The following is a 19627-nucleotide window of genomic DNA, read 5'->3' on the forward strand; positions in this document are numbered from 1 at the left end:
CCCTGCTTTCAATGGCTTACCCTCGGTCCCTCTCACTGCCGCCCAGGGTGGAAGTCACGCGGACCCATCCCGCGCCGGGACCCCCGTCCGCTTGAGGAAACCGCTCCGCCGCCCGCCCTCCTGGGGAGCCCCACGGAGCACGGGGCACCACCCGCCTCCATCCCCATCTTGTCCCGAGGGCCTGTCGCCACGGCCGCGACCCCTCATCCACCGGAGACTTCGCACCCATGAAGCGTGCCTGGAAGAACCGCGTCGTCGTCATCACCGGAGCGTCCAGCGGCATCGGCCGCGCCACCGCCCTCGCTCTCTCCAAGAAGGGCGCCCACCTGGTGCTCGCCGCCCGTCGGGAGGACCCGCTCGAGGACCTCGCCCGTGAGTGCGAGGCCCTCGGCGTCCGCGCCGTCGCCGTCCCCACCGATGTCTCCGACGCCGCCTCCGTCCAAGCCCTCGCCCAGGAGGCCGTGCGAGCCTTCGGCCGCTTCGATGCGTGGATCAACAACGCCGGCGTCTACCTGATGGGCAGCCTGGAGGAGACCCCCGACGACGCCTTCCGCCAGCTCATGGAGACCAACTTCTTCGGCACCGTCAGCGGCACCCGCGTCGCCGTGACGCAGTTCCGCCGCCAGGGCTACGGCACCCTCGTCAACGTCTCCTCCTCCTTCGGCGCCGTCACCGCCCCGTACGTCAGCGCCTACGTCGCCTCCAAGCACGCCGTGCGCGGCTTCACCGCCTCCGTCCGCCAGGAGCTGCTCGACACCGGCATCCACGTCTGCACCGTCATGCCCGCCGCCATCGACACCCCCCTGTGGCACCACACCGCCAACTACACCGGCTGGCGCGTGCGCCCCGTCGAGCCCGTCTACACCCCGGAGCGCGTCGCCCGGAGCATCCTCCTCATGCTGCGAAAGCCCCGCGCCGAGGTCCTCGTCGGCCCCGCTGCCCGCGCCTTCGCCGCCATGCACGGGCTGATGCCGCGCACCTTCGAGCGCACCATGAACGGCGCCACCGAGGCCCTCCACTTCGAGAACGAGCGCCAGGGCGCCACCGCCGGCAGCCTCTTCCACCCCATGCCCGAGGGCACCGGGGCGTCCGGCGGCTACCACTCGAAGGGCCAGCAAGCCCTGCGCCGCCTGCTCTTCGCCGGGGGATTGGTCGCCACGGCCGCCTGGTTGGGGAGGAAGGAGGCCCGAGGGCGGCTCGGTGCACGTGTCGCCCACGCACTGGGCGTGTGAGGCACACATTGTCGTCACGGGGCGAGTCCCTCGCGTCCCGTGACCGGGCCATGACACAGCCCGGGGAAAGTCCCGCCGCCATGACCGACATCGCCGTCCTCGTCAACTTGCGCGCACGCCGTGGCTCCGAGGGAGTCGGCGGCCTGGTACAGCAGTTCCTCCCCCGTGCCCGCGTGGCGCTCACCCGCTCGCTCGACGAGGCCCGGCACTGGATTTCCGACCAGCTCCGGCCGAACCCGCCCTCCCTCCTCCTGGCCGGCGGCGGCGATGGCACCATCACCGGACTGCTCAACGAGCTGCGCGCGGCGGGCGTGGCGCTGCCCGCCATCGGTGTGCTGCCCATGGGCACCGGCAACGCCTGGGCCCGGGTCACCGGCGCTCCGAAGCCCTCCGTGGCGCTCAAGCAGATCGCCGCGATGAAGAACGACCTGCCGCCCCTGCGGCCCTTTTCGCTGGTCCGCGTGGACGGCAAGGTGGCCCCCTTCGCCGGCACCGGCTGGGACGCGGAGATGATTCAGGACTTCAAGGACCAGCTCGCGGCTTCCGGCCCCCTGCGCAGCCAGCAGGCGGGGCTGCGCGGCTACCTCACCGCCATGTTCACCCGGACGGTGCCTCGGCACATGTTCGGCGGCGGCAACCCCCGCGTGTCCGTCTACAACATGGGCGACGCGGCGCTCACCGTGGACGCGAAGGGCCACGTGATTCCCGTGCCCGGCGGAGAGAAGGGTGCGCTCCTGTACGAGGGCCCCGCGGGCGTGGCCGGCGCCGCCACGACGCCCGAGTGGGGCTTCGGCTTCAAGGCCTTCCCGTTCGCCCAGAAGGTGCCGCACCGGCTCTCCGTGCGCGTCTACGGGGGCGGCGTGCTGGAGGCCACGCGCAACATGTTCAAGCTGTGGCGCGGCGAGCACCCGCTGCCGCACATGAACGACTGGTTCGTCCAGCGGCTGCGCATGGACTTCGACCGCGAGGTGCCCTTCCAGCTGGGCGGCGACGTCATCGGCCTGCGGCGCTCGGTGGAGTTCGACCTGGCCGAGGAGAGCGTGCAGCTGGTCGACTGGCACAAGCTGTCGCGCATGGTGAAGGCCTGAGCCTCCCTCCGACGGCGCGTTGACTCGGGTGTGCTCCGGACACTATGCCCGGTGTCCGTGAGCCACACCTACGAGTACCCGAGACCCGCGTTGACGGTGGACTGTGTCGTCTTCGGCCTGGATGACGACGACCTGAAGGTGCTGCTCATCCAGCGCGGCGTGGAGCCCTTCCAGGGACGGTGGGCCCTGCCCGGTGGCTTCGTGCGCATGGACGAGTCGTTGGACGAGGCCGCCCGGCGCGAGCTCGAGGAGGAGTCCGGCATCCGCCCCGGGCACCTGGAGCAGCTCTTCACGTTCGGCACGCCGGAGAGGGACCCTCGGGGCCGCGTCGTCACGGTGGCGTACTTCGCCCTGGTGAAGCTCAGCGCGCACACCCTGCGCGCGGCCACGGATGCGCGCGAGGCGGCGTGGTTCTCCGTCTGGGATACGCCCAAGCTGGCGTTCGACCACGCGGACATCCTCAACACCGCGCTCCTGCGCCTCAAGGGCAAGGTGCGCTACCAGCCCATCGGCTTCGAGCTGTTGCCTCCCAAGTTCACGCTCACCCAGCTCCAGCGGCTCTACGAAATCGTCCTGGAGCGCGAGCTCGACAAGCGCAACTTCCGCAAGAAGATACTCGCCATGGACCTGCTCGAGGAGCTGGACGAGGTGGAGCAGGACGTCTCCCACCGCGCCGCGCGCCTCTACCGGTTCGACCACAAGAAGTACCGGCAGTTGGAGAAGGCCGGCTTCAACTTCGAGCTCTGAACCGCACCCCTGGAAGGCCCCTCCCCAGAGGACGGGACGCGCCCGCGTTGACATCGTGTAGTTAGGACACTATGTTGGTGTCATAGATACACGAACAGGGGGCCACTGAGGCTCCGCGAGTCCACGTCCGTGTCTGCCATTGCCCGCGTCGCGGGCCAGGGGAGAGCCATGTCCACGTTGCCCTTCGATGTCGCCGCGGGCTCGGTGCTCGGCCGGGAGCATGCTCGGGCGGGCCGCAACAACCAGGATGCGTGGTGTGTGCGGGCCAGCGAGCACGGGCTGGTGGCGGTGGTGGCGGACGGGTGTGGCAGTCAGCCGTGCAGTGAGCTGGGGGCGCAGCTGGGGGGGCGCCGGGTGGTGCAGGCGGCGCTGACGCGATTGGCGGAGGACGAGCGTGTGGATGAAGCCGGGTTTCTTCCCGGCCTGCGAGAGGACGTGCTGTGTCTGTTGAGCGAGCTTCGGGGGGAGCTCGGTCGCGACACCCTGGGGGACTTCCTCTTCACGGTGGTGGGCGCGGTGATGACGCCCTCTCACACGCTCGTCTTCTCCGCGGGGGATGGGGTGTGGGCCCTCAACGGCGAGGTGCATGCGCTGGGGCCCTTCCCGAACAACGCGCCGCCGTATCTCGCGTATGCCTTGTCGCGCGGCGAGGAGGACACGCCGCTCGTCCGTCAGGCGCTGGTGCCCACCGAGGACGTGCACGCGCTGCTGCTCGGCACGGATGGCGTGGCGGACCTGGCGAAGCTCGCGGACGTGGTGCTGCCCTCGGGGGACGAGCGGGTGGGGCCGCTGTCGCGCCTGTGGACGGAGGCGCGCTACTTCGAGAACCCGGATGCGCTGAGGCGCCGGCTCGCGATGCTCAACCGCGAGTGCGTCCGCGCCGACTTCGATGCGCGGCGGCTGGTGCGCACGCCGGGGTTGCTCCCGGATGACACGACGCTGGTGGTGCTGCGTCGCCGCATGGGGAGGGCGTGAGGCCATGGACGTCTGGCTCGAGGGGAAGAAGGTGCGGCTGGACCCGGCCAAGGCGCTCGGCAAGGGCGGCGAGGCGGACGTGTTCGACCTGGGCGATGGCCGTGCGCTCAAGGTCTTCAAGCCGCCGGAGCACCCGGACTACACGGGGCTCGTGGTGGAGCAGGAGGCCGCGCGGGCCCGCCTCGAAGAGCACCAGCGCAAGCTGCGCGTGTTCCCCACGGGGCTGCCCGGGCGCGTGGTGACGCCGCAGGCGCTGGCCACGGACAAGAAGGAGCGCACGGTGTTGGGGTACGCCATGCGCAAGCTGGACGGCGTGGAGTCGCTGCGGCGCTTCGGTGAGCCCTCGTTCCGTCGCGCGGGCGCCACCTCCGCGCGCGTGGTGGAGGTGCTGCGCTCCCTGCATCACACCCTCACCGGCGTCCACGCGGCGGGCGTGGTGGTGGGGGACTTCAACGACCTCAACGTGCTCGTCACGGGCGCGGCGGGCGCGCACCTCATCGACGCGGACAGCTTCCAGTTCGGAGGGTTCCTGTGCGCGCTGTTCACCGAGCGCTTCGTGGACCCGGTGCGGCTGAACGGGAAGAGCCTGGTGCCCACGCGTCCGGCGTCGAGTGAGAGTGATTGGTATGGCTACACCGTGGCGGCGATGCAGTCGCTGCTGTGCGTGGGACCCCATGGCGGGATTCATCGGCCGAAGTCTCCGTCCGCGCGCACGACGAACGCGGGTCGGCTGCTCCAGCGCATCACCGTCTTCCATCCGGACGTGCAGTACCCGAAGCCCGCGCTGCCCCAGCGGACGCTCCCCGATGACGTGCTCCAGCATCTCCACCGTGTCTTCGTGGAGGACCTGCGCGGCGCCTTTCCGCTGCCGCTGCTGGAGGGGCTGCACTTCACGCAGTGCGCGTCGTGCGGCGTGGAGCATGCCCGGCGAGCCTGTCCCACGTGCCAGCCGAACGCGGTGGCGCAGACCACGCCTGTCACCTCGGCGCGGGGGCAGGTGACGGCCACGCGCCTGTTCTCCACGCGCGGTGTCCTGGTGCACGCGAGCGTGGAGGACGGTGTCCCGCGCTGGCTCTACCACGCGGATGGCGCCTATCGCCGAGGGGACGGCCGCGTGGTGATGAGAGGACCGCTGGACCCCTCGCTGCACTGGGCCCTGCAGGAGGGCGTGACGCTGGTGGGGCGGGATGGGGTGGTCGCGGTGCTCGGCCCCTTGGGCGAGCGCGAGCGGTTGGGTGTGGACGCTCCCGAGGGACGTCCCGCCTTCGCGACCAACGCGAGGCATCGCTACTGGGCGGTGGGTGGCGGGTTGTGGCGGGACGGGGTGCACGGACCGGAGCGCATCGGCGATGTGCTGGAAGGGCAGACGCGGTTGTTCGTGGGGCCTCGCTTCGGGCTGGGGTTCCATCGCGCGGGTGGGCTCCGAGGCGCGTTCGTCTTCGACGCCGAGCGTCTGGGGCTGCGGGACGGGCTGACGCTGCCGTGGCCATCGGGGCAGCTGGTGGACGCGGAGTGTCTCTTCGATGGGGCGCTCGCGTGGTTGTTCCTCGCCGAGCAGACGCAGGGGCGCACGGTGCATCACTGCGTGGTGCTCGGCTCGGACGGTGGGGTGCGGGCGCAGGCGGTGGCCGAGGCGAATGATGGCTCGTGGCTGGGCGGGGCTCTTCGGTCGGGACGGTGCGCGGTGGGCGAGGCGCTGTTCTGCGCCACGGACGCGGGGCTGACGCGCGTGGAGCTGCGACAGGGGCGACTGGAGGCCGTGCGTGACTTTCCCGACGCGGAGCCCTTCGTGGACTCGGGGGCACGGCTGCTGCTGACGCGTCAGGGGTTGGTCGTGGTGGGGCGGCAGGAACTCACCACGCTGCGGATGGCTTGAACAGGGTGGATGTCTTTACATCACAGGGGGTCGTGCGATGAGGAAGCAAGTGAAGGAGCTGCCGGTACCTGGGTTCTATCGGGCGGAGCACGCGGGGAAGTACGGCTACGGTCCTGATGCGGGGAAGCTGCAGATGGAGGCGGGCACCTGGCGCAGCGCGAACGGCGTCACCGCGGCCGCGGCGGATGGCTTCAACCTGCACCTGCTGCTCATCGACGTGCAGAAGGACTTCTGCTTCCCGGAGGGCTCGCTCTACGTCGCGGGGCGCAGCGGGCGCGGCGCCGTGGATGACAGCCGCCGCATCGCCGAGTTCATCTACAAGAACCTGGGCGCGCTCACGAACGTGACGGCGACGCTCGACACCCACTTCGCGTACCAGATCTTCTTCCCGTCCTTCTGGGTGGACCAGGACGACCAGCCGCTGACGCCGTATCGCGAGGTGACGCGCGAGCAGATCGAGCGCGGGCAGGCGAGGCCGAACCCGGCGATGGCGAAGTGGCTGTGCGGTGGCAACTACCCGTGGCTGCTCAAGCAGGTGAAGTACTACTGCGAGGAGCTGGAGCGCGCGGGCAAGTACACGCTGTACCTGTGGCCGCCGCACTGCCTGCTCGGTGGGGACGGGCACGCGCTGGCGGGCGTGGTGCAGGAGGCGCGGCTGTTCCACTCGTACGTGCGCGGCATGCAGTCGTGGGCGGAGGTGAAGGGCGGCAACCCGCTGACGGAGAACTACTCGGTGCTGCGCCCGGAGGTGATGAGCCGGCATGACGGACAGCCGCTGGCGCAGCGCAACACCCAGTTCCTCAAGACGCTGCTGACGGCGGACGCGGTGGTGATTGGCGGACAGGCCGCGAGCCACTGCGTGAAGAGCTCCATCGACGACCTGCTCGGCGAAATCGTGGCGCAGGACGCGGCGCTGGCTCGCAAGGTGTATCTGCTGACGGACTGCATGTCGGCGGTGACGGTGCCGGACGGGAAGGGCGGCTTCGCGGCGGACTTCACGCCGCAAGCGGATGCTGCGCTCAAGCGCTTCGCGGACGCGGGCATGCACCTGGTGCGGTCCACCGACCCGCTGGCGAGCTGGCCGGACCTGCACATCGGCTGAGCGTCCCTGGAGTTGTTGCCGAGAGTTCGATGACCGCGCCTGTCTCAGGTGGAGCGGGGCGGCGGAGCCATGCCCTCACGATGAGGGAGAAAGAGAGCGCAGGACATGAGCAGGACGACGAGTGGAGGCCCTCGGACGGCCACGCAGCTCTTCGAGGACGCGCACGCGGAAGGCGTGCTGAGCCCCGCGGGACTGCAGGCGCTGACGGTGGTGGACCTGGGCGCGCAAATCCAGGCGGGCCTGGGCGTGCGGGTGGAGGACGTGCAGGCCAGCGAGGTGGTGCTGGTGACGGTGATGCCGGACGACTCGGGGAGCATCTCCACGTCGGGGCACACGAAGACGGTGTGTGACGGGCACAACCTGGTGCTCGATTCGCTCCTGGCGAGCAAGCAGAAGGACGGCGTGCTCTTCCACACGCGCTACCTGAATGGCCAGGTGCTCAATCCCTACCGGCCGCTGGAGGACGTGGTGCGGATGCACTCGGGCAACTACCGCGCGGACCAGGGGACGCCGCTGTATGACCAGGCGGTGGTGCTGTTGGGGACGGTGCTGGCGAAGTCCCAGGAGTTCAGCGCGAACGGCGTGCCGGTGCGCACGGTGACGCTGTTGATTACGGACGGCGCGGACATGCACTCGAGCCGCGCGCAGGCGAAGGACGTGGCGGCGGTGGTGAAGGACCTGCGGCGGGCGGAGAACCACATCGTCGCGGCGATGGGCATCGACGACGGGAGCACGAACTTCCGACGCGTGTTCCAGCAAATGGGCATCGAGGACGCGTGGATTCTCACGCCGGGCCAGTCCGAGCGGGAGATTCGCTCGGCCTTCCAGGTGTTCAGCCAGTCCGCGGTGAAGGTGAGCCAGGGCGGCGCGAGCTTCAGCCGCACGGCCCTGGGCGGCTTCGGGCGGTGACTCTTGGAGTCGAGGGGGGGCCTGCCAGCCCTGCGGGCTGGCGGGTCAAGACGGGCTGACGGAGGCTGAACGCGCTATCTGCCGCGCGTGGACGATTACCTCAAGGTCCTCCTCTCGGTGAGGAGCAGGCTGGAGCAGGCCGGCATCCCGCACATGCTGAGTGGCTCCACGGCCATGAACTTCTACGCGCGCCCCCGCATGACTCGCGATGTGGACATCGTCGTCGAGCTGGAGGTGCCGAAGGTTCCAGTCCTTCTCTCTCTGTTCCAGGCCGACTTCTCCATCGATGAGGAGGAGATTCGCGAGGCGCTGTCACACCAGTCGCTCTTCAACCTCATCCACTTCGAAACGGTGGTGAAGGTCGCCTGTGTCATCCGCAAGCGGTCGGCGTATCGACAGGAAGAGTTCCGCAGGCGGCGAACAATCGACCTCCAGGGACAGCGCATCTGGATTGTCTCGCCCGAGGACCTGGTCCTCTCGAAGCTTTACTGGGCGCGGGACAGTCTGTCCGAGATGCAGTTGGGAGATGTGAGGAACATCTTGGAAGCTACGTCCTCAATGGACTGGACCTATCTGAGGCACTGGGCGCGGGACTTGGGAATCGAGTCCTTGTTGGAGAAGGTGAAGCCATGAAGGACACCCTGCCTCGTGCCGAGGCTCTCGTTCGCTCGTTGCTCCTGCGCAAGTCGGGGGAGGAGCGTCTCGTGATGGGGGCCGACATGTTCTCCGCCGCACGTGCACTGGTCGCGGCCTCGCTACGGGAGCAGGGGCTGACGAGGGGCTCCGCCGAATGGAAGCTCGGTCTCCTCGACCGGACCTATGGCTCGGAGATCTCGCCCGCCCATCGGCGTCGCTTGGTGGAGCGATGGCGCGCCGAGCCGACGCCTGGCTCCACCTCGACATGAGCCGCCCGGAGGCGAGGATGCGCTCCGGACGGCTCGGGCCTTCGCACTTCAGTGCACGCGGGCGCGCGGCAGGTTGGAGGGCGCCAGGCCCACCGACTTGAGGCCCGCCGTGGGCGCGCACACCAGCGCCTTCAGGTCCTCGGCGCGGCGCGTGAGGTCGTCGAACGTGCGAATCGACTTCGTCACCGGGTCCGTCACCGTGGTGCCTCGCAGATAGGGCGACAGCGTGGACGTCCTGCCCGAGGCCCGCGTGGACACGTGGACGAACTCCGTCTGCGTCTCACCCGCGTGACACCCGCTGCACGTGTTGAGCGAGAACTTGTGCCGCACCTCGTTCGACACGTTCGGCGCCCGCCAGAAGAAGTCCAGCGGCACCAGCGCGTGCGCCCCGAGGAACGGGATGCCGCCCATGCTGTCGGGCACCGTGTGCCGCTCCTCCAGCACCGCCGCCGAGTTCTCCGTCAGGTAGCTGGCCAGCATCTGCGTGTTCTCGAAGTGGTTCGCCGGCGTGAGCTTCACCGTCGTCGGCATCAGCCCCAGCGGTGACAGCACGAACTCGCGCAGCTCCCAGGGCTCCTCCAGCTCGATTTCGTTGGTGCGAATCTGGTTCAGCGCGCTGCCCTGGTGCCGACCCGTCATCACCCCCGCCTTCGCGAAGCGGTCCGTGAGCGCCTGCAGCTTCGCGTTGTAGCCCGCGTTGCCCACCTTCACCGCGCCCAGTGCATGCCAGTCCGAGGCCCAGCTCTGGATGGCCGCGGGCGTGGTGCCCGGCAGCGCGTACTCCAGGATGACGGTGAACTCGAGCGGCTCGCCGTTGGGTGCCACCACGCCGTAGATGAAGCGCCCCTCGCCCGCCGTCACGCCCTGCTCGCGCAGGTCGATGCGGTTGACGATGGCCAGCAGCCGGAACGGCGCCGAGTTGAAGTCCAGCGGCTTCGACGGTCCACCGCTGCGCGTCTCCCACGGCCCGAGCACCTTCGTCTGCATCGCCGGACGCGGCGGAATCGTCAGCCCGTTCACGTGCTGCTTCTCCAGCCACGTCTTCAGCCACGCGCGCACCAGCTCGGACGGGTCCTGTCCGCCGTTCAGCTCGCGCATCACCGTGCCGAAGTGCCACGCGCCACCGGGCGCCGTGCGCACCGGGTCCTCCACCACGGACAGGTGCGTGATCATCAGCTCGCTCGGCTTGTCGATGGTGCACGTGTTGGTGGGCTGGCACACCGTGCGCGACTCGCAGCCGTTGGACGCCTTGCCGTCACAGTCGTAGTAGCCCGGCACGCAGGTCTGTCCGCACGTGGCCGCCACGCAGACGCCGTCCGCGTAGGGGCCGTCCTGGCACAAGTTGCCGCACGTGCCGCAGTGGTTGGGGTTCGCCGTGAGGTCCACCTCGCAGCCGTTGGACGAGCGGCCGTCGCAGTCCGCGGTGCCGGGCGGGCAGCGCAGCTCGTACGCGGGGCCCTCGGCGCACGTGGACACGTTTCCGCACGCGTCCTTCGCCGCGAGGAACACGCGGTGGCTGCCTCCGGGACCGAACGGCGCCACCGTGCTGAAGCGCCCCTGCGCGTCCGCCTGCACCGTGCGCGTGGGCGTGCCCGTGCAGGCCACGTCGACGAAGATGCCCACCGTGGCGTGCGGCTCCGCGGTGCCCGTGATGACGAGCTGCTGGCCGTTGTTCAGGTACTGCCACTTCACGTCCGTCACGCGCGGCGGCTCGGGCGGCTCGCCGTCGTGCTGGTACTCGAGCGGGTTGGAGCAGGTGGACGCGGAGTCGTAGCCGCCCGCGGCCGTCGCCCGCGCGGACACCGTCACCTTCGCGTTCTTCGCCACGCTCACCTGGGCGTAGAACAGGCCGATGTCATCCGTGGTCACCGTCTTCTCCACGGGGCCCTGGCAGTTGGCGGTGCGGAAGACCTCCACCGTGACGCGCGGCTCGGCGCGGCCGTGGAAGACGGGCTGCATGCTGCCGCCTGGAGATGTGGGCGAGGTGCTCAGCAGCACCGGCGCCATCCGGGGCGTGCCCGGGCCGTAGGGGTAGTCCACCGCGGGGCTGCACTGAGATGCGTTGCCGACGGAGTCGTAGGCTCGCGCGGAGTAGCGGGCGCCCGGGCCGTTGGGGACGGAGATGGGGACCTCGCAGTAGTTGCCCGCGTTGGCCACGGTGTAGCCGACCTCGGTCCCGGTGCAGCCGGGGCCCTGGTACACGCGGACGGTGGCGCCGGCCTCGGTGTGGAGGGTGAGGGCGCGGGTGTTGCCGGAGCCTGCCTGGGCCCAGGTGGGCGCGGGAGTGGGCGGCGGCGTGCGGTCCACGAACACCGCGTTGCCGAGGCGCACGTTGTTGTTCTCGCTGTCCTCGGTGACGAGGCCATCCGGGTCCACGCGTGCGCTGAGGAAGTAGTCGCCCTCGGGGATGGCGCGGGCGTTGACGGACGCGGAGACCTCACGACATTCACCAGCGCGCAGGGAGAAGCGGGGACTGACGCCCAGGCGGAACTCGGAGGTGCCGGGGGCGGAGGAGGCGGTGAGGAAGAAGGCCGCCTCCGTCATGCCGGAGCCCGCGCCGTCATTGCACAGGCGGGCCTGGACGCGCTGCTCACCTGTTCCCAGGGCCGAGGGACCCGAGACGAGGTCCACCCGGAAGTCGGGGGAGCTCGGCTGGGGCCTGGGGGTGCTGGGGTCGGGCCTGGGCTCGCTGGGGTCTTCGTCCCAGCCGGGCGGGTCGTCCAGCCCGGAATCGACGATGCAGCCCGCGAGTGTCCCCGCGAGCGCGATTGCCCACCACGGGCGCGCGTGCATGTGTGGAATGCCTCCGGAGGAGCCTGTAGGGGTCCGGCCCTGGGGTAAGGGTGGATCCTCCGTGCCCCTGGACGGGGGCTCGCGGGAATTATTCACGGCCGGCGTCAGGAGGGTGCGTTCTCCTGACGCCGGGTCGTGTGGTTGTGGGGCCTACTGGACTTCTTCGCTCACGTACTCACTCGGCATGAAGGGGTCGCAATCGATCAGGGTCGAGAGGCCCTCGGTGGAGGAAAAGTTCAGGTACGGAGGGTCAGGGCAAAGGGGGCAGCCTTCGTCGCGTCGCCCGTTGCAGTTGTTGTCGGCACGGTCGGAGTTCGCGTCCTCCCTCCCGAGGTTGATGTCCCTGTCGGTATCGTTGCAGTCCGTCTTGTCCGCGACGCAGCCGCCAGGCATGGCGCATCTCTGAGGGGCGTGCTCGCGTTGCCTTAGCCGTCGCTGTCCGCGTGGCGGTACCAGGTAGGCACGTCAGCCGAACTGATGCACGAAGGCGTCAGGGAGGCTTTACGAAACCTCCCCGACGCTCATGTTCTTGTGGGCGTTCTATCCAGACGCCAGCGTCGACTCAGCGCAGTTTAGGCGGGCCGCATTGGGGGCGCAGCGAGGAATCGCCGGACTCGGCGAGGTCCTCAATCGGTCCACATGGGCCCATGCAGAGTTCGTTCTGGGTGCCGGAGCAGTTGTTGTCGATGCCGTCGAAGCAGATCTCCGACATGCCTGGGTTGACGAGCCTGTTGGCGTCGTCGCAGTCCGAGGCGCTGGAGACATAGCCAGCAGGATTGCCGCAGCTCTGTGTTGACACGCCCGCGTTGCCGTATCCATCGCCGTCCGCATCGCGGTACCAGGTGGGTATCGTCAGCCCCTCGTCCACGGAGCCGTTGCAGTTGTTGTCCGCGCCGTCACATGCCTCGGATGCCCCAGGGCTGACGCTCGCATTGCTGTCGTTGCAGTCGCTGGCGTTCGCCACGTAGCCGGACGGTTGCGAGCAGGCTTGGGCAGGACTCAATGCGTTCCCGTAGCTGTCTCCATCGGCGTCCTGGTACCAGGTCGAGGTGACGCCTTCGTCCACGCCGCCCGCACAGTTGTTGTCCACGCCGTCGCACACTTCCGAGGCTCCCGGGTGGATGCTGGAGCTGCCGTCGTTGCAGTCGGCGGTATTGCCCACGTAGCCCGAGGGCTGCCGGCAGTTCTGCGTCGACACGCTGGAGTTGCCGTAACCATCTCCATCCGCGTCGCGGTACCACATGGGGGTCGCGAGCCCTTCGTCCGCGCCGCCCGAGCAGTTGTTGTCCACGCCGTCGCACACCTCTGAGGCTCCCGGGTGGATGGACCCGTTGCCGTCGTGGCAGTCACTGGCGTTCGTCACGTAGCCGGACGGTTGCGAGCAGGCTTGGGTAGAACTCGAGGCACTTCCGTAGCCGTCGCCATCCGCGTCCCGGTACCAGGTCGAGGTCACGCCTTCATCCACGGTGCCGTTGCAGTTGTTATCCACACCGTCGCAGGACTCAGATGCACCCGGGCGGATGCCGGAGCTGCCGTCATTGCAGTCCGAGGCGTTGCTCACATAGCCCGAGGGCTGCCGGCAGTTCTGCGTGGAGACGCTCGTGTTTCCGTACCCGTCGCCGTCCGCGTCGCGGTACCAGGTCTGCGTCGTGAGGCCCTCGTCGGCGCCACCCGAGCAGTTGTTGTCCACGCCGTCGCAGACCTCGGATGCGCCTGGGTGGATGGACGCACTGCCATCGTTGCAGTCGGTGGCGTTCGCCACGTAGCCGGAGGGCTTCGAGCAGGCCTGCGTGGTGCTCGATGCGTTGCCGTAGCCGTCACCATCCGCGTCCCGATGCCAGGTCGAGGTGACGCCCTCGTCCACGGAACCGTTGCAGTTGTTGTCCACGCCATCGCAGGACTCCGCGGCACCCGGGCGGATGCTGGAGTTGCCATCATGGCAGTCCGAGGCGTTGCTCACGTATCCCGACGGCTGTCGGCAGTTCTGCGTGGTGTTGCTCGCATCACCGGCCCCGTCGGAGTCCGCGTCACGGTACCAGGTGGAGGTGGTGAGGCCCTCGTCGGCGCCGCCCGCGCAGTTGTTGTCGATGCCGTCGCAGACCTCCGTGGCCCCCGGGTGGATGGCACCGCTGCCGTCGTTGCAATCTCCCGCGTTGGAGACATAGCCCGCCGGCTTCGTGCAGGCCTGGGTGCTGGCCGAGGCGTTGCCGTAACCGTCGCCATCCGCGTCGCTGTAGTACGTGGAGGTGACGCCCTCGTCCGTGGAGCCGTTGCAGTTGTTGTCCACGCCATCACACGTCTCGGAGGCGCCAGGACGGATGTTGGGGTTCGCGTCGTGGCAGTCCGAGGCGTTGCTCACGTACCCCGAGGGCTGGCGGCAGTACTGCGTGGCGTTGTTCGCGTCGCCGTACCCATCACCGTCCACGTCCCGGTACCAGGCCTGGGTCGTGAGGCCCTCGTCGACTCCTCCCGCGCAGTTGTTGTCCACGCCGTCGCAGACCTCGGTGGCGCCTGGGTGCGTCGTCGGATTGGCGTCATCGCAGTCTGAGGCGCTCGACACGTAGCCCGCGGGCTGACGGCAGCTCCGCGTCGACAGGGTCGACCGACCATGGCCATCTCCGTCTCCGTCGAGGAACCACTCCTGCGTGGGGACACCCTCGTCGACGCCGCCCGAGCAGTTGTTGTCCACGCCGTCGCAGACCTCAGTGGCCCCTGGGTGGATGGTCGCATCCGTATCCACACAGTCCGAGGCGTTCGCGACGTAGCCGGTGGGCGCGGAGCACGCCTGGGTTGACTGGCTCGCGCTGCCGTAGCCATCACCATCCGCGTCCCGATAGTACCTGCCCAGCACTCCTTCATCCGTCAAGGAGTCGCAGTCGTTGTCCGCGCCGTCGCAGACCTCCGCCGCGCCGGGCTTGATGGCCGCGTTGCCGTCGTTGCAGTCGCCGGCAACGGCGGAATAGCCCGCGGGCTGCCGGCAGTCGCTCACCGTGTCGCTCGCGACGCCGAATCCGTCACCGTCCGCGTCGCGGTACCACGTCTGCCGAGTCAGGCCCTCGTCCACCTGGCCATCGCAGTTGTTGTCGAGGCCGTCGCAGGACTCGGGAGCGCTCGGGTTGAATGTGGCTCGCGTGTCGTCGCAGTCGCCCGCCTGGGACGCGTGGTTCGCCGGACGCGCACAGGCCTGCAGTGACTGTGAGGCGACACCGTAGTCGTCGTGGTCCTGGTCCAGGTACCACGTCGTGAACGTCAGGCCGTCGTCCGTCTGTCCGTTACAGTCGTTGTCGCGGTTGTCGCAGACCTCGGCGGACGGGGCATACTTCTGCACGCACTCGATGGCGCCGTGGGTGCAGTACCTGACGCCCTCGCCGCACACACCGACGCCGCCCGTCTCGCACGCGACGAGCCCGCCTGGGTTGCCATCGTCCACCTCTCCGTCACAGTCATTGTCCAGGCCGTCGCACTGCTCCGTGGATGCAGCCTGATCCTGCGCGCACACCACACTGCCCTGCGTGCAGGCCGTGGTCCCCTTCGCGCAGACACCGAGCTGACCTGTTGCACACTCTTCGCCGCCACTCGGGTTGCCCTCGTCGACCTCGCCGTCGCAGTTGTCGTCGACGCTGTTGCACGTCTCCGGCGCGCCCGGGTATGTGGCCGAATTGAAGTCGTCACAGTCGATGTCCTCCGCGAAGCCATCCGGAGGGGCACAGGCCTCGAGCGAGACGTACTCGTCGCCGAAGCCGTCCATGTCACCATCGAAGTAGTAGGTATTGAGGATGAGCGTCGTCACGGGCGCGGACGTCGCGGTGGTCGTGTATGCACCCGTGCCGAGTTGTCCCTGGCTGTTGTTGCCCCACGTCCACACCGGGCAGCCAGGGCGCACCGCCAATGCATGATGGTAGCCAGCGGCGATGGCCGTGACGTCCGTGAGCCCCACGACGTCCACGGGGGCTCCGCTCGTGCCTCCCGGAGCTCCGTGCCCGAGCTGCCCCGAGGCGTTGAGTCCCCACGCCTTCACGGCGCCGCTGCCCATGATGACCACGGAGAAGGCATGACCCGCGCGAACCTGCGTCGCGGCGAACACACCCGGGACGGCCGTGGGCGTCAGCACCGCCGTGGTGCTCGTCGTCCCGGTGCCGACCTGTCCCGAGGAGTTCTGTCCCCAGCCCCAGATGTTGCCGAACTGCTCGTCGATGGCGAGCGAGTGCGCCGCTCCAGCCGCGATGGCCTTGGCCCGGGGCAGGGTGGTCACCACCGTGGGCACGAGCACCATGCCAGGCGTGGTGCTCCCCGTGCCAAGCTGTCCGAAGTCGTTCTTTCCCCAGGCCCACACCTTGCCATCGGCATCCAGCGCGAGTGCGTGGTTGTGGCCCGCCGCGATGGCCCGGATGGTGGGCAGGCTGTTCACCTGACGGGGCGTGGCCTCCGCGGTGCTGACCGCGCCCTTGCCCACTTGTCCGGAGGCGTTCTGTCCCCACGCCCAGACGCGCCCATCCTGTCCCAGTGCGAGAGAGAAATTCCCGTTCGCAGAGATGGCCTGGATACCCGACAGCCCACCGACGCGCGTGGGCGCGTGCACCAGTCCGCCCGTGGTGCCAAGGCCTACCTGACCGAAGTCGTTCTTGCCCCAGGCCCAGACATCGCCGTCCACATCGAGCGCGAGGGAGTGCGTCTGGCCCGCGGTGATGGCCTTGATGGGCGGTAGGCCCACGGGCTTCGTCGGGGTCGCCACCGGTGTGGTGCTGGTGCTGCCATTGCCGAGCTGACCGGAGATGTTCTGTCCCCAGGCGAAGACCTCGCCGTTCTTCTGAAGGAACAGTGAGTGATAGGCACCGGCCGCCACGGCCCGGTCCACCTTCACCTGGGCGGACAGCTTCTTCCGGGTCGTGGTCGTCTCCGACCCATTGTCAGACAGGGGGTCTGGCTCGCCGCAGGACAGCAGGGCCAGGAGTAGGGGAATCACGTAGTGGATGCGAGGTACGGCTGACCTCGCCTGACAGAGGTATCTCAAGCTGCGCTCCAAGGACTTTCTCCGCGACCGGCCTCGCGTGCGCGGAGCAGTGGGGACGAACTCCCGTCGTAGGGTGTGGGGCGGTGATGACACCCGGCTGCGGTGAGGGAGCGCGTCTCAACCCGACTGGGATTGAGTCACGGACCGCGAGCCAGGGGGAGTGAGGGCGAATCCATGGTGTGAGTGATTCGCCGGGGGTGTCCAATCAATTCGTCTGGCTTTGTGCGTCGTGATGACGGGTTGTCAGGTGTCGAGCCATGTCTCGATAGGGACTCGTGAGATTCCACGAGGGCGATGCAGCCCCAGCCGGGTAGATTCATCCCCATGGCTGCTGGCTCACCTCGTGTCCTTCTCCTCGCTGAACGCTTCCCTCCTGATATCGGAGGGCTTGCTCGCAGCGGCGCTCGCACCGCGGGGGCCCTGGCTCGACTCGGGGCTCGGGTGGAGGTGCTCGCCTGGACCCGTACGGCGGCCCCCGGCGCGCTGAGCACACTGGATGACGCGGGTGAGGTGACGCCGTTTGCTCGCGGTGTCACGTTGCATCGGCTGGGGCTCTTCGGGAGCAGCGACCTGTCCATGCAACACACGCTGGACGTGCTCGGGTATCTGCACTCGCGTCGACGCTATGACCTGGTCTGGGGGCACTACCTGTCCCCTCCGGGATTCCTCGCCGTGGTGTTCGCTGCGTCTGTCGGCATCGCTTCCACCGTGAGCGCTCGCGGCAATGACGTGGACCAGCACATGTTCCCGCCCGGTGACTTCGCTCGCCTGCTGTGGACGCTCCAGCGCGCGGATGTGCTCACCGCGGCTTCCGCCGACCTGGGCCGGAAGATGAGCATGCTGCTCGGCAAGGATGGCCGCGTGGAGGTCATCCCCAACGCCGTCGACACCGAGGTGTTCTCACCCGGCCCCGCGGACGTCTCCCTGCGCGAGCGGCTCGGCATCGCTCCGGATGAGGCGGTGCTCGGCTTCTCGGGAGAGCTTCGTCACAAGAAGGGGCTGCCGTTCCTGCTCGCCGCGCTCTCGGAGGTGCGGCGCACCCGGCCCGCGTGTCTGCTCGTCATCGGTGAGGTGCGGCCTCGGGATGCCGAGCACCTCGTCGCCTTCCGGGCCGAGCATCCCGAGGATGGAGCTCGCATCCTCGTCTCGGGCGCGCTCGAGACGCCGGAGTCCATCGCCGCGCACCTGCGCCTGTGCGACGTGTATCTCCAGCCGTCCCTGTGGGAGGGGATGCCGAACGCACTGCTGGAGGCGATGTCCTGCGGCCTGCCTGTCGTCGCCAGTGACGCGGGCGGCATCCCCGAGGCCATCGACCATCAGCGCAACGGCTTCATCGTCTCCAAGGCCCTGCTCAATCACCTCGGGCAGGCGTGTCTCGACGTGCTGTCGCTGTCCTCGGAGCACCGCGCCGCCATCGGCGCCGCCGCGCGCCGCCGCATCCTGGAGCGCTTCCAGTCCGAGGCCGAAGCGGAGGTGCTGCGCCGGGTCCTCACTCGCGCTGTTCCTCGCGTGGGATGATTCGGAAGACCTGGTGCCGACTCATCCGTGCGCTGTTCCTCGCGTGGGATGAGTCGGAAGGCCTATCGCCGACTCATCCGCGCGCTTCGTGTCGGCGTGGGATGATTCGGAAGACCCGGCGCCGACTCATCCGTGCGCACTTCGCGTCGGCTGCCACATCAGGCGGGTTGGCGTCGGGCCTCGACTGGCCGATGCCACATCGAGGCAGTCTCGCCCGACTGCTTGCACGGTACGGCGCTTCAGCTCGCGGCGATGCCTGGGGCCTTGCGCGTCATCCCGAGCTCTGTCTCGTACGCGCTCACCAACGCCTCACGGGCCTTCGCCCAGCTGAAGTCGCGCTCCACGCGGGCCCTCGCCCTGTGACTCAGTGACGGACCCAGCTCGGGGTTCGCGCACAAATCCTTCACCGCCTCCACGATGGCCTTCGGCGAGCCCGGCCTCACGAGCAACACCTCGTCCGGCCCCGCCAGTGTCCTCACCACCGGCAGGTTCGACGCGATGACCGGAGTCCCCGACGCCATCGCCTCCAGCAACTTCAGCGGACAACATCCCTGCACGCAGTTGCGGTCGTTCACCGGCAACGGCACCAGCACCGCGTCACAGTCGTGATGCAACGCCGCCAGCTCCGCCTGGGGCAGGGGCTCTCGCAACTCCACCGCCCCCTCCAACAACAGGTCCCCACACCGGTCCAGCATCACCTTGCGCTGGTGCTTGCGCAGCGGCCCCACCAACGTCAGCACCGCCGGCATCTGCTCGCGCAACAGCCGCAGCGCCTCGATGGCGTGATGCACGCCCTGCCACGACGTCATCGTCCCGCTGTACAGCAGGCGCACCGGCTGCCCCGGCGCTCGAATCCTCGGCGGTGCGTGGCGGAACACCTCCAGCTCGACACCATTCGGAATCACCCGCACCTTCGATGCCTGCGCGCCGCGCTGCACCAGGTACTCCGCCGTCACCTCGCTGGGCGTCACGAGCAGGTCCGCGCTCGCGATACACGCATCCTCCTGTGCGATGAGCTTGAGCATCAGCTCCGCGTCATCCGCCACATCCGGGTGGTGATACTTGAGCTCGATGGACGGCAGCCCGTTCACCTCGAACACCAGCGCGTCCGTCAGCGCGGCCTTCCGCGTCGCCACCGGATAGCCCTCGAAGATGGAGCGCACGTGGACCACCCGCGCCCTCGGCCGGTTCCTCCACCACGCCGCCAGGTGCGTTCGGAACGACAGCGCCTGCGCCACCAGGTCCCGGCCCCTCGCCTCCAGGGGGTGATACGTCACGCCCTCGACCAGGGGCCTCGGCTCGGCGCTCGCCGTGGGGCCGTCCCGGAGCGCCAGCAGCTCCACCCCTCCGAAGGCCGTGCCCAGCGCCTCCACGAAGGCCCGGATGTGCACGGCTGCTCCCTTGGGGGCCGGGAAGCGGTCGAACGATGCGTAGACGATGCCGGACGCGGAGGCCACGTCATGCGTGCTAT

Annotated in this window: 14 protein-coding genes; 10 read left to right on the plus strand and 4 right to left on the minus strand. The window is 69.0% G+C overall.

Annotated features, from left to right (window positions below; translation table 11 throughout):
- Nucleotides 1-227 precede the first annotated feature (227 nt).
- The 9 genes from LXT21_RS28610 to LXT21_RS28650 all read left to right on the plus strand — a co-directional run bounded on the left by LXT21_RS28610 (nt 228) and on the right by LXT21_RS28650 (nt 8834).
- Nucleotides 228-1232, plus strand: a complete 1005-nt coding sequence (locus LXT21_RS28610) for an SDR family oxidoreductase (protein ID WP_254041367.1) — start codon at nt 228-230, stop codon at nt 1230-1232.
- Nucleotides 1233-1312: 80 nt separating this feature from the next.
- Nucleotides 1313-2320, plus strand: coding sequence for a diacylglycerol/lipid kinase family protein (locus tag LXT21_RS28615; RefSeq protein WP_254041368.1), 1008 nt, complete (start codon nt 1313-1315; stop codon nt 2318-2320).
- Between the two features lie 57 nt (nt 2321-2377).
- Complete coding sequence (locus tag LXT21_RS28620) at nt 2378-3067, plus strand: NUDIX hydrolase (RefSeq protein ID WP_254041369.1); 690 nt, start codon at nt 2378-2380, stop codon at nt 3065-3067.
- Between the two features lie 168 nt (nt 3068-3235).
- Nucleotides 3236-4042, plus strand: coding sequence for a protein phosphatase 2C domain-containing protein (locus tag LXT21_RS28625; RefSeq protein WP_254041370.1), 807 nt, complete (start codon nt 3236-3238; stop codon nt 4040-4042).
- Nucleotides 4043-4046: 4 nt separating this feature from the next.
- Nucleotides 4047-5918 carry a hypothetical protein gene (locus tag LXT21_RS28630; RefSeq protein ID WP_254041371.1) on the plus strand — a complete coding sequence of 624 codons (1872 nt, stop codon included), beginning with the start codon at nt 4047-4049 and terminating at the stop codon, nt 5916-5918.
- Between the two features lie 37 nt (nt 5919-5955).
- Nucleotides 5956-7020 carry a cysteine hydrolase family protein gene (locus tag LXT21_RS28635; protein ID WP_254041372.1) on the plus strand — a complete coding sequence of 355 codons (1065 nt, stop codon included), beginning with the start codon at nt 5956-5958 and terminating at the stop codon, nt 7018-7020.
- A 105-nt stretch (nt 7021-7125) separates the two neighbouring features.
- Entirely contained in the window at nt 7126-7929 is an 804-nt protein-coding gene (locus LXT21_RS28640; protein WP_046716976.1) for a hypothetical protein, read from the plus strand.
- Nucleotides 7930-8016: 87 nt separating this feature from the next.
- Nucleotides 8017-8562, plus strand: a complete 546-nt coding sequence (locus tag LXT21_RS28645) for a nucleotidyltransferase family protein (RefSeq protein ID WP_254041373.1) — start codon at nt 8017-8019, stop codon at nt 8560-8562.
- The gene (locus tag LXT21_RS28650) at nt 8559-8834 is read left to right on the plus strand and encodes a hypothetical protein (protein WP_254041374.1); all 276 of its coding nucleotides are present in this window, start codon (nt 8559-8561) and stop codon (nt 8832-8834) included. The genes LXT21_RS28645 and LXT21_RS28650 overlap by 4 nt, the downstream gene beginning before the upstream one ends.
- A 48-nt stretch (nt 8835-8882) precedes the next feature.
- Here LXT21_RS28650 and LXT21_RS28655 read toward each other — a convergent pair whose 3' ends face one another.
- The 3 genes from LXT21_RS28655 to LXT21_RS28660 form a co-directional block, all read right to left on the minus strand.
- Complete coding sequence (locus tag LXT21_RS28655; protein WP_254041375.1) at nt 8883-11627, minus strand: CARDB domain-containing protein; 2745 nt, start codon at nt 11625-11627, stop codon at nt 8883-8885.
- Nucleotides 11628-11777: 150 nt separating this feature from the next.
- Entirely contained in the window at nt 11778-12020 is a 243-nt protein-coding gene (locus LXT21_RS45695) for a MopE-related protein (RefSeq protein WP_407667066.1), read from the minus strand.
- A 169-nt stretch (nt 12021-12189) separates the two neighbouring features.
- Nucleotides 12190-16638, minus strand: a complete 4449-nt coding sequence (locus tag LXT21_RS28660; RefSeq protein ID WP_254041376.1) for a MopE-related protein — start codon at nt 16636-16638, stop codon at nt 12190-12192.
- 324 nt (nt 16639-16962) lie between these two features.
- Between LXT21_RS28660 and LXT21_RS28665 the strand changes: the two genes are divergently transcribed.
- Entirely contained in the window at nt 16963-18156 is a 1194-nt protein-coding gene (locus LXT21_RS28665; RefSeq protein ID WP_254041377.1) for a glycosyltransferase, read from the plus strand.
- Nucleotides 18157-18395: 239 nt separating this feature from the next.
- On the opposite strand, the gene LXT21_RS28670 is transcribed toward LXT21_RS28665, so the two are convergent.
- Entirely contained in the window at nt 18396-19613 is a 1218-nt protein-coding gene (locus LXT21_RS28670; protein WP_254041378.1) for a glycosyltransferase family 4 protein, read from the minus strand.
- Nucleotides 19614-19627 lie beyond the last annotated feature (14 nt).

The sequence above is a fragment of the Myxococcus guangdongensis genome (assembly GCF_024198255.1).
In the GTDB taxonomy this organism is placed as follows: domain Bacteria; phylum Myxococcota; class Myxococcia; order Myxococcales; family Myxococcaceae; genus Myxococcus; species Myxococcus guangdongensis.